Annotated in this window: 15 protein-coding genes; 8 read left to right on the forward strand and 7 right to left on the reverse strand. The window is 33.0% G+C overall.

Annotated features, from left to right (window positions below; translation table 11 throughout):
• Positions 1–126: 126 nt before the first annotated feature.
• On the forward strand, positions 127–3,480 hold the full coding sequence (locus OLM51_RS07140) for a T9SS-dependent choice-of-anchor J family protein (protein WP_264553646.1): 3,354 nt from the start codon (positions 127–129) through the stop codon (positions 3,478–3,480).
• A gap of 50 nt (positions 3,481–3,530) precedes the next feature.
• Here OLM51_RS07140 and OLM51_RS07145 read toward each other — a convergent pair whose 3' ends face one another.
• The 5 genes from OLM51_RS07145 to OLM51_RS07165 are packed head-to-tail and all read right to left on the reverse strand — an operon-like array spanning position 3,531 to position 7,721.
• Positions 3,531–4,058 carry a MepB family protein gene (locus OLM51_RS07145; RefSeq protein WP_264553647.1) on the reverse strand — a complete coding sequence of 176 codons (528 nt, stop codon included), beginning with the start codon at positions 4,056–4,058 and terminating at the stop codon, positions 3,531–3,533.
• Between the two features lie 43 nt (positions 4,059–4,101).
• Complete coding sequence (locus OLM51_RS07150; RefSeq protein WP_264553648.1) at positions 4,102–5,841, reverse strand: hypothetical protein; 1,740 nt, start codon at positions 5,839–5,841, stop codon at positions 4,102–4,104.
• Positions 5,838–6,389: an RNA polymerase sigma factor gene (locus tag OLM51_RS07155; protein ID WP_264553649.1), complete on the reverse strand. Its 552-nt coding sequence runs from the start codon at positions 6,387–6,389 to the stop codon at positions 5,838–5,840. Before OLM51_RS07155 ends, OLM51_RS07150 begins: the two co-directional genes overlap by 4 nt.
• A gap of 50 nt (positions 6,390–6,439) precedes the next feature.
• Positions 6,440–6,838 carry a hypothetical protein gene (locus tag OLM51_RS07160; RefSeq protein WP_264553650.1) on the reverse strand — a complete coding sequence of 133 codons (399 nt, stop codon included), beginning with the start codon at positions 6,836–6,838 and terminating at the stop codon, positions 6,440–6,442.
• A 7-nt stretch (positions 6,839–6,845) separates the two neighbouring features.
• Positions 6,846–7,721, reverse strand: coding sequence for a protease complex subunit PrcB family protein (locus tag OLM51_RS07165; RefSeq protein WP_264553651.1), 876 nt, complete (start codon positions 7,719–7,721; stop codon positions 6,846–6,848).
• Positions 7,722–7,908: 187 nt separating this feature from the next.
• On the opposite strand from OLM51_RS07165, the gene rmuC reads away from it, so the two are divergent.
• The 5 genes from rmuC to OLM51_RS07190 all read left to right on the forward strand — a co-directional run bounded on the left by rmuC (position 7,909) and on the right by OLM51_RS07190 (position 11,512).
• A complete protein-coding gene (gene rmuC, locus OLM51_RS07170) occupies positions 7,909–9,282 on the forward strand; it encodes a DNA recombination protein RmuC (protein ID WP_264553652.1) in 1,374 nt (457 codons plus the stop codon).
• Between the two features lie 33 nt (positions 9,283–9,315).
• Positions 9,316–9,864: an acyl-CoA thioesterase gene (locus OLM51_RS07175; RefSeq protein ID WP_264553653.1), complete on the forward strand. Its 549-nt coding sequence runs from the start codon at positions 9,316–9,318 to the stop codon at positions 9,862–9,864.
• A gap of 20 nt (positions 9,865–9,884) precedes the next feature.
• Positions 9,885–10,280 carry a VOC family protein gene (locus OLM51_RS07180; RefSeq protein WP_264553654.1) on the forward strand — a complete coding sequence of 132 codons (396 nt, stop codon included), beginning with the start codon at positions 9,885–9,887 and terminating at the stop codon, positions 10,278–10,280.
• A 17-nt stretch (positions 10,281–10,297) separates the two neighbouring features.
• Positions 10,298–10,750 carry a hypothetical protein gene (locus tag OLM51_RS07185; protein ID WP_264553655.1) on the forward strand — a complete coding sequence of 151 codons (453 nt, stop codon included), beginning with the start codon at positions 10,298–10,300 and terminating at the stop codon, positions 10,748–10,750.
• A gap of 222 nt (positions 10,751–10,972) precedes the next feature.
• Positions 10,973–11,512: a YceI family protein gene (locus tag OLM51_RS07190; RefSeq protein ID WP_264553656.1), complete on the forward strand. Its 540-nt coding sequence runs from the start codon at positions 10,973–10,975 to the stop codon at positions 11,510–11,512.
• Positions 11,513–11,620: 108 nt separating this feature from the next.
• On the opposite strand, the gene OLM51_RS07195 is transcribed toward OLM51_RS07190, so the two are convergent.
• On the reverse strand, positions 11,621–12,532 hold the full coding sequence (locus OLM51_RS07195; protein ID WP_264553657.1) for a TIGR01777 family oxidoreductase: 912 nt from the start codon (positions 12,530–12,532) through the stop codon (positions 11,621–11,623).
• A gap of 98 nt (positions 12,533–12,630) precedes the next feature.
• On the opposite strand from OLM51_RS07195, the gene OLM51_RS07200 reads away from it, so the two are divergent.
• Positions 12,631–13,293, forward strand: a complete 663-nt coding sequence (locus tag OLM51_RS07200; protein ID WP_264553658.1) for a TetR family transcriptional regulator C-terminal domain-containing protein — start codon at positions 12,631–12,633, stop codon at positions 13,291–13,293.
• On the forward strand, positions 13,290–14,594 hold the full coding sequence (locus tag OLM51_RS07205) for an ABC1 kinase family protein (protein ID WP_264553659.1): 1,305 nt from the start codon (positions 13,290–13,292) through the stop codon (positions 14,592–14,594). The genes OLM51_RS07200 and OLM51_RS07205 overlap by 4 nt, the downstream gene beginning before the upstream one ends.
• 124 nt (positions 14,595–14,718) lie before the next feature.
• Here the strand turns inward: OLM51_RS07205 and OLM51_RS07210 are convergent, their stop codons facing one another.
• Positions 14,719–16,014 (reverse strand): cryptochrome/photolyase family protein, encoded by a 1,296-nt coding sequence (locus tag OLM51_RS07210; RefSeq protein ID WP_264553660.1) that lies wholly within the window; start codon positions 16,012–16,014, stop codon positions 14,719–14,721.
• Positions 16,015–16,068 lie beyond the last annotated feature (54 nt).

The raw sequence follows: 16,068 nt of genomic DNA on the forward strand, positions 1-16,068 counted from the left end.
AAACAAGATAAATTTGAACTCTAAAACTCTATTCGAAAACGTATGAAAAACAATTACTCTTTCCGTCATTTAATGACTTTTTTAGTTTTTTTATTTTGTTTCGCACTAAATCTGAGTGCGCAAACAATGCCAGCAGTACAAGATTTACCCTTTAGTCAAAATTTTGCAGGATGGGCGGCAAATTCTACAACTTATCCGAACGGTTTTCAGGGCTGGGTTGCAAATACCAGCGGAAATACTGGTGTATACAATACCGGATTATCAGGAGACAGAATTATTATTGGTAGTAGTAATGCGACACAAACTAGCGGTAACATACACAATTATAATGGTATGATTGGGTTTTTAAATACAACCAGTGTCGATCTGGCACTTGGTCTTGCATTTTCAACTTCTAGCAGTAAAGACATAAAAGTAGAATATGATGCTATGGTTTTCCGAAATCAATATGATGGAACGACGGTAAATCGCCTTCAGGAAATGTCTTTGCAATATCGTATTGGAATTACAGGAGCTTTTACTACATTACCTGGTACAGCTTATTCAAACAATAGTACAGTTGCCAGAACTGCGGCCAATCTTCCGGATCCGGTTGCAACAAGATTCGCTGTTATATTGCCGGCTGAATGTAATTATCAACCCATAATTCAAATAAGATGGATTGCAAAATTAATTTCAGGTTCTGCTGGCGGGCGTCAGTCTTTTGCAATTGATAATATTGATATTAAAAGTGATGATAAAGCTCCGGTTAATGCTACAGGTTATCCAAAAACAGGAAATGTCTTAACAGAGAGTTTCGACTATATTCATAAAATAAATGAAATTGGGAAAACATATTATGTACTGTTGCCTTCAGGAAGTGCAGCACCAACCATCGCTCAGATAAAAGCAGGTCAGGATGCAAGTGGAACTGCGGCTTTGCAATCAGGAATTTTTGATGTTACCGATTTTAATAAGGAATATGTAAAAACTTTTGCAGGATTAAGCATCAATACTCCATATTCTGTTTTTTATGTTTCTGAAGATATTATTGGAAATATATCGACAGTAAATAAACTGGATGCTTCTACGGCTCCTGTCTTAATTCCTTCATTAGCTCCAACAGTAGCATCATTAGATTTAGGGTTTTCTGAAGTGGGCTACGATTCAGAAATTTTTAGTTACCAGATTGCAGCTACTAATCTTACTAATGATGTAGTGGTTTCTTCTCCTGCAAACTTCACAATATCCAAAGATAACAATATGTTTGCATCCTCTTTAACATTTGCTGCAGCTGATTTTGCTTTAAATGCTACGCCTACAGTTTATGTGAAATTTACGCCAAATGCAGCGGGAAATTTTACAGATTCAATAACTCATGAAACGGTAGGAGGTACAACAAAAACAGTTAGTTTAACAGCTCTGGGAGTAAATCCTTTTGTGCAGAATTTTGATGATGTAAATATTTTTGTAAATAGCAAATGGTTGCAATACAATGAAGCGGGACCTATAAATAAATGGTCACACACTACTCAGTCACGAAATGTTAATTCTGGAATAGGAGCGGTGTTAATGAACGGATTTTCAGATAGCGGAGCGAGTAAAGATTGGTTAATTTCTCCAAGGTTACGTTTGGATAGTTTTAGTCAAATTCCATTATTATCTTTTTACTCTCGTAAATATTACTATGGACCTTCTTTAAAATTAATGGTTTCAACTAATTATGATGGAGTAAGTGATCCAAATACAGCAACTTGGATACCATTGGATGGTAAGTTTCCTGATGCTACAGGGACTTATGTAAAATCTCAGTATATTAATTTAACAGCTTATAAAACAGACCATACTTATTTAGCTTGGGTTTACGAAACAACTGCGGGCGGAAGTGGTAAGGCAGCAGAATGGTCTTTGGATGATTTTGCAGTTACAAATGTGTCACAATATGTTGATTCGAATCCGATTTTAGATTTTGCAGATGTGAGTCCAAATTCGGTTTCTGTTAGTCAGTCTTTTGTTTTTAAAGCAGCAGGCTATGGTGATATAACAATTGAAGCTCCGGCTTCGTACCAATTATCATCAGATAATATTTCATTTGCCTCAAGTATTATTGTTTCTTCTGCAGATGCACTGGCAGGAAAAACAGTTTACGCAAGATTTGTACCAACAACAAAAGAACCAACAATTTCGGGTGTGTTAACCATTACAGGAACATCATTGAATAAACAAATTGGCTCATTTACGGGATCTTCAATATTAAAAGCAGATACTTTTGATGTTGTTACGTATAATCTGGAGTTTTTTGGTTCAGATGTAAAAGATAAATCCAACAAAGAATTTGGTCCAACAAATGATGCTTTGCAAATTGAAAATGTTGCAAAAGTAATGAATAAGCTAAATGCCGATGTTTATGTGGTTCAGGAGGTTTCAGATGATCCGTCGATTGATATTTTGATTAGTAAAATAAACATCAACGGAAAAACATTTGATAAAACGACTTCAACTTCCTGGTCATATTCGTTTCAGGCCGCAGATCCTTATTTTCCGCCTCAAAAACTAGTGGTGCTTTATAACACTCAGACAACTACTGTAAAAAAGACGCGTGTTATGTTTGAAGAATTTTATAAAGATCTTCGCGACGGAAAAAAATCGTTAACCAATTATCCTGTAGCAGTAACAAATCCTCCGGCAGAAAATCCGAGTGCCAGTTTTTTCTCTTCAGGACGTTTGCCTTATATGGTAACTATTGAAACAAATATTGGAGGAGTTAAAAAAGAAATTAATCTTGTAGATCTTCATGCCCGTGCAAACAGCGGATCAGATATTTCAAAATATAATATGCGTAAGTACGATGCACAGGTTTTAAAAGACAGTTTAGATGCACACTATCCAAATTCTAATCTGATTATTTTAGGAGATTTTAATGATGATGTAAAGGCGTCAGTTATTGCCGGTCAGGTTTCTTCGTATGAAAGTTTCGTTAATGATAACGTCAACTACAATCCGTTAACATTAGAAATCAGTAAAGCAGGTGCTTATAGTTTCTTAAGTTCAGGAGGGTTTTTGGATCATATTGTGATATCTAATGAATTGACAGATCAGTATATTGATAAATCTATCGCAGTTTATGATCCTCGTGCAGATATTACCGATTATACCACTACAACTTCAGATCACGGACCTGTAATTGCTCGTTTTGAATTGAAAAAAGATGTTTTGTCAACAGTAGATTTTGAAACGAACAAAGGTTATCTGGTAAATGCTTATCCTAATCCGTCTTCTGATGTGGTTAATATCGAAGTAAAAACAAAAGACGATAAAAATCTGACTTTAAACCTTTATGATATTACAGGAAGAAGTGTAATTAAACCTATTCAAATAAAAGGAACTCAGGAAAAGAATGCTGCAATTATTCAATTAAGTAATCTTAGAAACGGAATTTATTTTTACACTTTAAGTGAAAACAATAAAGTGATTTACAGCAATAAGATTGTTAAAAAATAGATTTTAAAAAGAGTAAAATAAAGAAGGCGATTCAAACTGAATCGCCTTCTTTATTTTATAAAAAGTTTTGTAAACTTTTCTATTTCTGTTTCTGGAGTTATAGCGTAAAAATAATCCAGTTGCCATTTTTGTGTTTTTTGAGCCTGTTTGCTGTTTGCGTTATCCCAGGGTGGATAAACTCGTGTAGCTCTTATTCCTTCCTTATTTTCGGTGGTAAAAATTCCTTTTTTAAGAAGAATTTCTTTGGGGAATACAAATTGTCCAAACAAATCATCTTTCCTTACACTTACAATAACAAAATCTATTGAATCAGTATAATCAAAGGGTTCAATTGTCCCCTTTGCATTTCTTTTCCATAAGGTTACAAACTGACCCGTTTTGGTTGGCGTAATTTTAGCCGATCTGAATTTTATTGCTCTGTCATCAATTTTAAAATCAAAAGCATCATATTCTTTGCTTTCAATTTCTGGCTGAGGTTCAGAACATTCAAATCCGCAAACATCATAAATTAATTTTTTTGCAGTGCTTAAATTTTTTGGTAAAGAAGTTTCGTCTGCCCAGCTATTTTCAGGTATCATTTACATTTTATATTTCTGTAAAATTATATAAAATAGCTGCGAATTAGAAAGAAACATTTAGGCCAAAGTTCAATCCCCATTGAAATTGGTTAAAAGATTGGCTGTTTAAAGGATTTACATAATAATTAACTGCCGGTTCAACAAAAACATTTGTTTTTTTATACACACGGTATTGTACCGTACTGCTTAAGGTTGAACCGTAAACAAAATCATTTGCATTTACATTTTTCCCTATAGAATAGCCATCTAATGCGACATTATTAGAAATTAATTTACCAACAAATCCTCCTGTGTTTAAAGTAATATTTGCTTTGTTTTTTGAAAAAACAGCATACGAAACTTCCAGCGGCATTTCGATATATCTCAAACTCTGATCTAAATTTCCACTTTGAATGTTATCACTTTTCAGTGCATTTTTAGTGTTATTAGAGACTAATACATAATCTTCGTTTGTTGCAATTTGTGGAACAGTAGAATTCTGAACCAAATAATCGCCAGTACCAAAGAAAGCATTACTTTTTACATTCATATAAGCAACATTTGCTACGCTTTGTCCCAGTTCATTGATTTTGAAACCAGAACCAACAGCCCATTTTTTTGCAACTTTATATTTTGTTTTAACCCCGTAAGTATTGCTTTGCTTAGAATCGTTGACATTACCCAAAGTTCTGTCGTTTTTGTAGTTTTCTGAACTGGCAACACCTGCAAAAACCTGAACAGCCCATTTGTCTGTTTTGTCTAAAGACTCCTCTTTCTTGTCTTTTTTATCTTTTTTGTTTTCTGGAGCCTGAGCGAGAATTCCTTTTTCTAAATTTTGAAGTTCAATAAGCTGAACAGAATCCTGCTTGCTTAAAACATTGCTGAATTTTGAATTGTTTTTTAGATTATGATCTGCAATTGCTTTTTCTGTAACTGTTTTTTCAGATTTTATTTCAGTGCTAAATTCTCTTTTACTGCCACTTACAACAGCCTGGCTGTTATTGTTTTTAAACGAATTTGAAGCAACCGTGTTTGATGAATTGTATTTTTCGAAAACTGAATTTGTTGGTAAAGCATTTGAAGCAGCATTAAAGTGGTTTGTTTTACCAGCCTTAAATGTTTTTTCAGCCAAAACTTTGTCAGCATTTTTCTTTTCAGGATCAGGAAAATAAATTTTTGAAGCTGCGTTAAAAGAATTTTGCTGTTTAGGATAATACCCTTTTTCTGCTACACTTTGTGTTTTATTGTTTTTTGGTGTGTTTAAGTTTTGATGTTTTGAAAATGAATTGAACTGATTTTCTTTTTCTGAAACAGAAGCTTTTTGTGTAGATGAACTATTATCTTCTGTACTAACAACTGCAGATTTTGTATTTAAAACAGCAGAATTAGCATTGACTTTAGAATCGGTGTTAATTATTGCATTTTCGTTGGTTTGTTTTTCAGGATTTTCTACAACTTGTTTTTCTGTTGTATTCGATTTTTGATTGTTATCATTTTTATTTTCATCTACAGATATTGAGCTTTTATCTTTCGATTTATTTTGGTTTTCGTCCAAAACAACACTATTGCTATTGATAACATTACCATTTACAGTTTTAATTCCTGAGTTTGATGTAAAATATAATACAGAAGGAAGCAGTAAGCCTAGTAAAAGGCATGCCGCAGCTGACCACCAAAGAATTGCTCTTTTCTTCTTTTTAGGTTTATCTAATTTTTCTTCAATATTGACCCACAATTCTGGTGGTGGAATACTTGAGAAGTTTTCCATTGATGAAAAAATATCTTCTATCTTTTCTTTTTTCATGCTATTTTAAAATTTTTTATGCTCAAAATTCTTTTCTGCAAAATGCCTTTCGCTCTATTTAAATTTGATTTTGATGTTCCTTCCGAAATATTCAGTAACTCGGCTATCTCTTTGTGTTTCATTTTTTCAAAAACATACAAGTTAAAGACCGTTCGGTACTGATCAGGCAAATCCCTGATATATTCTAATAATTTTTCTTGTTCTATCGGAATCGTATCTAATTCTTCTTCTTCAATAAAATCACTGTCAGGATCAAAGACATCCAGAAAAAAACTTTCTTTTTTCTTTTTATTTAGAGTTTCTATCAGCTTGTTGATAAAAATACGTTTTAGCCAGCCTTCAAAGCTTCCTTCAAATTTGTATTGGCTTATTTTCTGAAAAACGATTACAAATGCTTCCTGGAAAACATCTTTTGCATCATCTTCATTTTTCATATACTTCAGGCAGATACCATACAAAACAGGAGAGAACAACTGATAAATTTTCAGTTGCCCTTCCCGGTTATTTTGCATGCATTGCCTAATGTATTTTTCTAAATCGTCTTTCAAAAAGTGGTAATGTTTGGTTTTGCAAAAATAGTTTTTATAAACTTAAAAAACTATCTTTTAAATATACTACGGCTCGCTTCCTGGTTGTTAGTAGCAATTGTTAGATTCTGATTATCAAGTTTTTCTATGATGTATGTTTTGCCTTCAAAGGTAATCAGGTCATGTTCTGCCTTATCAGAAAAGCCTATTCCTTTTTCGATTTGATATGTACTGACTCTAATTTCTACATCGTTTTTATATGTAATTACTTTTCCATCCGGAGTAAAGACAATCTTTTTTGTAAAACCAATTGTTTTAGGAGTTGCTGTGTAAGGATTGCTTAATCCGCCGGTAGATTTTTCCCAAATCCATGTATTTACAATCGATGCTGAATTGAATTTTACAGGCTCCAGAGAATATCCGGTAGAGAAAAGTCCAAAGAAAATGAAGAATAAAAAGTGTTTTTTCATAATAGGATTATTTTAAACTTTCGATTTTATCTTTAATAGCTTTCTTGAAAAGTTTTATTTCTTCAGTTTGGTCAGCAGTATCAGCATTGTCAATGTAAACTTTGGTAACAAGGTTTCCTTGACGCAATTGAAAGTAAATTCCACCCTGATCTGCAGAATCTGGAGCACCATATGTTTTGGTCTGTCCTTTTAGGCTTAAAATCTCTCCAGGAACACCTTTTAGTAAAGAAGAGAATTCCCCGGTCTTAATTAGACGTGTATATTTATATTGCTCAAATTCATATTTTCCAGCTACAACATTTTGAAATTTCAGTACGTTGAAATTGTTTAATTGAAAGAATTTTTGACAATCTGCACCAGTACAATTTGCAGCATATGTTCCAATTACAATATTATCCGGGTTTTCATTAACTTTATTAAAAACGATAGGTTTGTTTGTTTTTGGTATTAATATAAAATCTGAAGGATAAGTTGGAGTTTGTAAAATTACTTCGCCGGCTTGTGGGCTGCTCTCATAAAAATTAATTATCATTTGACATTTGTTTTCAACAATTGAAGTCATTTTTATGCTATAGCCATTTGTAGGTTTCATTCCTGAAAAGATTCCCACCAATAGATTTTTTGTAAAATCAATAGTAGGATCGCTTGGAACCGTACAGGTGTTTTCGTGTTTGGTAAAGTATTGATCTAATTTTTCTTGTGAACCCAGAACAATAGCGGCCGGATTAGGAGGTAAAGTTTTTATACTGTAATTACATAAAAGTGGAAACCCTGTAAAAGCTACATCTTCATTTGCGCCACAATCAGTATTGATCTCATCATTATTAAGAGAACAAGCGCTGAATCCAAAAGCTATAAACAAGCTCAACATTAATTTTTTCATTGATAATATTTTAATAGTTTATACTAAGTAGATGGTGTTCTTTTTAAATGGTTGCGTAAAGTTTTTTTTTTATTTGATTTTTTTTTAATGTTTAGTTGGTTTAGAATCAGGACTTATTTGTGAAATTTTTAATTTAAGATTAGGTACTACGTATTATTGCGTACTTTTACTTAAAAAAAACGTAGTTATGTTGGACTTTATTCCGCTTTTAGTTGCATTTGTAATGGCTCTTTTCCTTGGGATTTATTTAGGAAAAATGCTCTTTTCCGCTAAATTTCAGTCAGAGAAAGTAAGTTTGGAAGAAAGACTGAATGCAAACGCAAATCAATTGCAGATACAGAAAGAACAAGCTGAAAATGACAGAAACAATTTTAGCAAACAACTTCAGCTAATTAATACTGAGAAAGAAAATATCAGAACAGAAAAAGATAGTCTGGCTATTCAGCTTTCTAAAAAAGAAGTCGATTTTGAGAATTTATGGGAGCGTCATAAAGAACAAAAAAGCGAAATAACTGAGCTCCAGGAGAAATTCACCAAAGAATTTGAAAATCTGGCAAATAAAATTCTGGAAGAAAAGTCGGCTAAATTTACCGAACAGAATAGTGAGAATATGAAAAATATCTTGTTGCCGCTGCAGGATAAAATTCAGGGATTTGAACAAAAAGTAGAACAGACACATAAGGAAAGTATCGATTATCATGCAGCACTTCGTCAGCAGATTATAGGTTTGAGCGAGATGAATGCCCAAATGAGCAAAGAAACCTTAAACTTAACCAAAGCGCTGAAAGGGGATAGCAAAATGCAGGGAAATTGGGGCGAACTTGTATTAGAACGCGTTCTCGAAAAATCTGGTTTAGAGAAAGGCCGTGAATATGATGTACAGCAAAGTTTTGTAAACAGCGAAGGAAATCGTGTTTTGCCAGATGTTGTAATCAATTTGCCTGATGGTAAAAAAATGATTGTAGACTCAAAAGTTTCTTTGGTAGCTTATGAGAAATGGATCAATGAAGAATCTGAGATTCTTAAAACAGATTTACTTCGTGAGCATGTAAATTCGATAAAAAGGCACGTAGAACAACTCGGAAATAAAAATTACCACGACTTGTATCAAATAGAAAGTCCCGATTTTGTGTTACTATTTATTCCAATGGAGCCCGCTTTTGCAATTGCTTTAAATGAGGATCCGGCTTTATACACCAAAGCATTCGATAAAAACATTGTGATTGTTACACCAAGTACTTTGCTGGCTACTTTAAGAACGATTGATAGTATGTGGACAAACCAGAAACAACAGGAAAATGCATTTGAAATTGCCAGACAAGCCGGTGCATTATATGATAAATTTGAAGGTTTTGTGACAGATTTGGTTAAGATTGGAAATAAAATAAAAGATACCAAAACTGAGTACGAAGCAGCGATGAATAAACTGGTTGACGGAAAAGGTAATTTAATCTCAAGTGTAGAGCGACTAAAAAAAATGGGAGCAAAAGCAAAAAAAGCACTTCCTGAAAATATTATTGTCAGAGCTTTAAATTCTGATGAAAATGAATTATTAAATTAAAAGACAATTAATCAAAAAATACCAACAACAACCATGGCTACAGATTTTAAACCCGTTTCTTCATCAAAAATTAGTATTTCAGAATTGATGCTGCCATCGCATACTAACTTTAGCGGTAAAATTCACGGAGGATATATTTTGCAATTACTGGATCAGATAGCATTTGCATCGGCATCAAAATTTTCCGGGCACTATTGTGTAACCGCTTCTGTTGATACAGTAAATTTTTTAAAACCAATTGAAGTTGGAGAACTGGTAACGATGAAAGCTTCTGTAAATTATGTAGGGCGTAGTTCAATGGTGGTTGGAATTCGTGTTGAAGCAGAGAACATTCAAACCGGAGCAATTAAGCATTGTAATTCATCTTATTTTACAATGGTAGCAAAAGATAAAGAAGGAAAAAGTGTTCAGGTTCCAGGGCTTATTCTATCTAATCTCGAGGAAGTTCGTAGATTTAGAAAAGCAATAAAACATATTGAAATTAAGAAAGAGATAGAGGAACATGAAAAAATAGCCAATATAAGCTCAATCGAAGATTTAGCGAGTTTAGATAAATATAATGTTCTTTTAGAAATTAGCTAGAATAACTAAACTGATATAAAATGGTAAAATTTGGATATACAATATTATATGTTGAAGAGGTAGAAAAGGCAATCTCATTTTATGAAAATGTATTTGGTTTTTCAAGAAAATTTATAACGCCTGATAATGATTATGCTGAATTGAACACTGGAGAAACAACAATTTCTTTTGCTTCAAAAAAACTGGCAGCTCAAAATTTAAAAGAAGGTTTTCTGGAAAGTAATCCGGATAATAAACCTTTTGCCATAGAATTAGGTTTTATCACAGACCAAGTTGAAGAACTGGTTCAAAAAGCAACTTCTTTTGGAGCCATTTTAGTAACTGAACCTACTAAAAAACCATGGGGACAAATTGTAGCGTATGTTCGGGATCTGGATGGCTTTTTAGTTGAGATCTGTACCGAAGTAGAAGGTTAGGAATTAATTTTATTAGAATGAAATACATAAAAAACAAGCCTTATATTTTGTTTTTGGCAGTAATAATAATTGTTTTAAGCTTTGGATTTTATAAAGGAAGTGAAGATATTGACATCAATATTCATGATACTTATATTATTATTTCGTATAAACATCTGGCTATACTTTTGTCTCTTATTTATGGATTATTTGCCTTGTTGTATTTTGGGCTTTCGAAAATGAAATTTACTTTGTTCAGCTGGATGACCATTTTTCATGTCTCAGTAAGTATAATTGGTTTGTTTGTGATTTTTGGTTTGTCTAAATTAATACGGGAAAGTGAGCCAGGTGACATGACTTCATTTTTAAATAATATAAATTTCAACGAAAAAATAGGGTATGGAATGGGGTTTTCTATTGTTTTGATAATTGGGGCTCAGATTTTGTTTTTAATTAATGTGACTTATGCTTTGATTAAGAAGATTATTTAAACCTGATCCATTTTTATTGAGTTGAAATATTCACAAATATTTAGGATAAGTTCAGAAACTTTGTACAGAGAAATTACGTAACTTTAAGTATATAATTATTTGGTTATAGAATATTTCACGGAGTACTGCCATTCTATTTTTAAGCCATTATCTTAAGTTCTGATTTTCTCTTCTTAAAATAAAAAAAAATCGAATGACATAATTGTTTAATTGTTAACGATTATGAAAAGAACTACTTTATTAATTTTACTTTTTACCACATTTTCAATACTTGCTCAAAATAAATTTAGAACCAATTCTGCGGTTGTAAATTTTGAGGCCTCAGTACCTTTTTTTGAAGAAGTAAAAGCGGTAAATAAGCTGGGAACATTGGTTCTTGAACCTTCAACAAGTACGCTGATCTGTACTGTTATCATCAAAGATTTTCGATTTAAAATGGATCTGATGCAAGAGCATTTTAATGATAATTATATTGAAAGTCATCGTTATCCAAAAGCGGTTTTTAAAGGTAAAATCGAAAAATTTGATTTGAAAAATATCGATGAAACTGAAAAAGAATTCGATATAAAGGGAAAACTATATCTTCATGGAAAATCAAAGATAATCCAAGTAAAAGCACTAATAAAAAAAGTGCCGGAAGGAATTCAGATTGTATCTACTTTTCCACTTTCGGTATCTGATTTTAACATTGAAATTCCCTATGTTGTAGCCAATAAAATTTCAAAAACAGTGCAGACTGATTTGACCGGAATAATGAGATAAACTACCAAAAACATAAACTACAAATTCTAAAGATTTTTTTGGAGATTTAAAAACTGGATAGCAACAATGTAAACTCTTTTAGAATCTGGAGAATTTGTTGTTTTATGTTTAATTCAGACAACTTACAAGGGTACGTTCCAAATCTGTAAATTGAAATTCGAAGCCTTGTTTTTGAATTTTTTCAGAAGAAACCCTTTGTCCTTTTAAGACTGCAACGCTCATTTCTCCCAAAATGATTTTTAATAAAAACACCGGTACTTTCGGCATCCATATGGTATAACCAAATAAATGCGCTAGTGTTTTTGAAAATTTAGCATTTGTTATATTGTCAGTCACAGCTGCATTATAGGGTCCATGCATTTGGTCGTCTGAAACAGCTTTGCAATAGATCTGACATAAATCCTCGATATGAATCCAGGGCAGATATTGTTTTCCTGTTCCTAAAACAGCGCCAAATCCTGCTTTAAAGTTGGGAGCTACTTTTTTCATAAAACCTTCATCTTTGCCCAAAACAATTCCGGTTCTGATTTTGACAGTCCGAATACCGAGATTTCCTATTTTCTCAACTTCATTTTCCCATTGTTGACAGGTTCTTCCTAAAAAGTCGTTTACAGGCGGAGTCTCTTCGGTACATATTTTATGGCTTGTAATTGCACCATAAATACCAACAGCCGATGCAGAGATAAAAGCATGGAGCTTTTTATTGTGTTTTTCTAAAACAGAAAATATTAAATCGATTGGTTTAGTGCGACTTTCCAAGATGGCTCTTTTCCTTTTTTTTGTCCACCTTTTTTCAACGATTCCTTCACCGGCAAGGTGAATAATATAATCGGCTTTTAAAACCGCATTTTCATCTATTAAATCCTTTTTTAAATCCCATTTGTAGTACGTAATGGTTGCTGTGTTTTCCTGAGCCGATCGACTTAAAACAGACACAGAATACCCAGCTTCAATTAGAACATTTGCCAGATGTTTTCCAATGAATCCATTTCCGCCCGTTAGAAGAACATTTTGAGTCATAATAGTTTATAATATATTTAACAGCCGATCTTGTTTAGGGACAAGTAAAGGTACTTAAACATTGCTTACCTTTAGGGCAAATTCTAAATTTAATAAAAATGGCAACTAAAAAAAAGACTATAACCAGAGATGATATTGTTTCTAAATATATGAATGACGTTTTAGAAAAAGGCCAAAAACCAAAATCAGTATATCATTTTGCCAAAGAAAATGATTTTGAAGAAACCGAATTCTATACTTTTTTTGGAACACTGGAAGGTTTAGAAAAGGAAATATTCAGATTGTTTTTTGTTAATACAGTTGATCTTTTGCATAAAAATGAAGAATATCAACAATATGATATGAAGAATAAAATGTTGAGTTTTTATTTTACTTTCTTCGAAATTCTGACAGCAAATAGGAGTTATGTTTTACAATCTTTAAAACTGGACAGAAATCCACTTAAAAATTTAGTGCAATTGACTTCGCTTCGTGAGGTATTTAAAGAATATGTTTCTGAAATCCTGACAGACGATTACAGACTTGAGCAGGAAAAATTTCAAAAATTCCAGGAAAAAGCCATTCAGGAAAGTGCCTGGCTCCAATTGATGATGACGATAAAATTCTGGATGGACGATGAATCTGCCGCTTTTGAGAAAACAGATATTTTTATCGAAAAATCGGTTAATGCTTCATTTGAATTAATGAATGTGGCACCAATGAATCATTTAATAGATTTTGGAAAATTTCTGTTTAAAGAAAAAATATACGCTAAACAATGAAAACGATCGATTATATACCAACTTCAAAAATAGAAAGAGCCGGTAAATTGGTTCAGACCGGAGCAAAAATTGGAGTTAACTACGTTAAACATTATGCCGAAAAAATTGTCAATCCGGATTTGACAAGAGATAAATTAAACGAGAACAATGCAGAGGATATTTATGACGGACTAAAAAGCCTGAAAGGAAGTGCTCTTAAGGTAGCACAAATGCTAAGTATGGACAAGAATTTTCTGCCACAGGCTTATGTAGAAAAATTTTCGTTGTCGCAATTTTCAGTTCCGCCGCTTTCGGCTCCATTAGTTCTAAAAACTTTCAAGAGCAATTTTGGTAAAACTCCTTATGAGATTTTCGACGAATTCAATGCAAACTCAGTAAATGCAGCAAGTATTGGTCAGGTGCATTTGGCAAAGAAAAAGGACAAGAAACTAGCCGTTAAAATTCAGTATCCCGGAGTTGCTAATAGTATTTCGTCAGATTTGGCTTTGGTAAAACCAATTGCAATAAGAATGTTTAATCTGCAAGGGAAAGATTCTGATAAATATTTTAAAGAAGTTGAAGATAAGCTAATAGAAGAAACCAATTATTTACTGGAATTAAAGCAAAGCCAGGAAGTTGTTGAGGCCTGCAGTAAAATCGAAAACATTATTTTTCCGAATTATTATCCGGAGTTTTCATCGGAGAAAATTATTACGATGGACTGGATGACTGGAATTCATCTTTCAGAGTTTACAGCAAAAAATACCGATCAGGAAGTAGGCGATAAAATAGGGCAGGCACTTTGGGATTTTTATATGTACCAAATTCACGTTTTACGAAAAGTGCATGCAGATCCGCATCCTGGAAATTTTTTAGTTGACGATCAAAATCAATTAATTGCGTTGGACTTTGGCTGTATGAAACAAATTCCCGAAGATTTTTATACACCCTATTTTGAACTAATCAATAAAAATGTAATTACAGACCAGAAGCTTTTTAATCAAAAGCTTTTTGAATTAGAAATACTTCGCCAGGACGATACACCAGCTGAGATGGAATATTTTACCGAAATGTTTCATGATTTGTTGTATCTGTTTACAAAACCTTTCCAAAACGATACTTTCGATTTTGCCGATGAAAAGTTCTTCAATGCAATAGCCGAATTAGGAAAACGTTTTTCTGAAGACACCAACCTAAAAAAAATGAACGGAAACCGCGGTTCTAAACACTTTATTTACATGAACCGTACTTTCTTTGGTCTGTATAATTTAATGTTTGATTTGAAAGCGAAGATTGTCGTTGATCATTATTTGAAATACTAGATGGGGAAAATTCCAATATAAAAATTCCAAATTCCAATTTTTAAATAGCAAATATATAATCTCTCGTTCCTCGTGATGACAAGATTGTGTGTAATTTGAATTTGGAATTTGAGAGTTTGGAATTTTATTTAATTATTCCCGCCTTGTATGTCGCAATCGCGCGATCTCTCGCGAAAGCATGATCAACCATGGGGTCATTGTACCCTAAATCAAATTCAGGAATCCATTTGCGGATGTATTCACCTTTTTCGTCAAATTTCTTTTGCTGGATTTCCGGATTAAAAACCCTGAAATAAGGAGCAGCGTCGCAGCCAGTTCCTGCTGCCCATTGCCAGTTTCCAACGTTTGAAGCAAGTTCAAAATCCAGTAATTTTTCGGCAAAATAAGCCTCGCCCCATTGCCAATTGATTAATAAATGTTTGCATAAAAAACTTGCTACAATCATGCGAACACGATTGTGCATATATCCCGTTTCATTCAATTGGCGCATTCCGGCATCGACCATTGGATATCCGGTTGTTCCGGTACACCAGCGTTTAAAATCTTCTTCGTTATTACGCCATTGAATTCCGTCATATGCCGATTTGAAATTATGATTGACACAATCTGGGAAATTAAACAGAATCTGAATAAAGAATTCTCTCCAGATTAATTCGCTCAAAAAGGTCTGATTCTTACGATTTGCCCAGTTAACCAATTTGCGAATACTTACGGTTCCAAAACGCAAATGAGGAGAAAGATAAGATGTGCTGTCTAAAGCCGGAAAATCTCGTGTTTCTTTATAATTTGCAATTTGTGTTAAGTCATGAGGTTGTACTTTGATAACGCTTTTTTCAAAACCAATTTCTGACAGATCAGGAAACAGGAATTGATTTTTTGCAAAATTCGATTGAAATGGAGCCGAATCATATTCCGGAACTGCGCCAGAAACATGATATTTCTCGAGCCATTTGTTTTTGTAAGGAGTGTAAACAGTATATGGAAGGCCGTCGGCTTTTGTGATTTCTTTTTCTTCGAAGATGACGTGATCTTTAAAAGAGAAAGATTCAATGTCATTCTCCTTTAGTAAAGACGAAATTTCATGATCACGTTTGATAGCAAAAGGTTCGTAGTCTTTATTGAAAAAAACGTTTTGAATATCAAATTCTTCAAGAAGTGATTTCCAGACTTCTTTTGTTTTTCCTTTTTTGATTAAAACAGAAGATTCCAGAGCGTTTAATAGGATATTTATTTTATCAAGTGTATCATAAATAAAAGTAACACGTGCATCATTTTTGGGAAGATTATCCAGAATGTCTTCATCAAAAATAAATAGAGGAATTACAGGAAAATGGGATTGTAAAGCATGAAACAATCCTGTATTATCTTCTAATCGCAAATCGCGTCTGAACCAGAAAAAGGTAACTTTTTGTTTTATCACTGTTGAATATTGCTTTGTGCCACTGATTAAAGGATTTTTTAATCTATGTAAATC

It is taken from the genome of Flavobacterium sp. N2038, from assembly GCF_025947185.1.
Lineage (GTDB): Bacteria > Bacteroidota > Bacteroidia > Flavobacteriales > Flavobacteriaceae > Flavobacterium.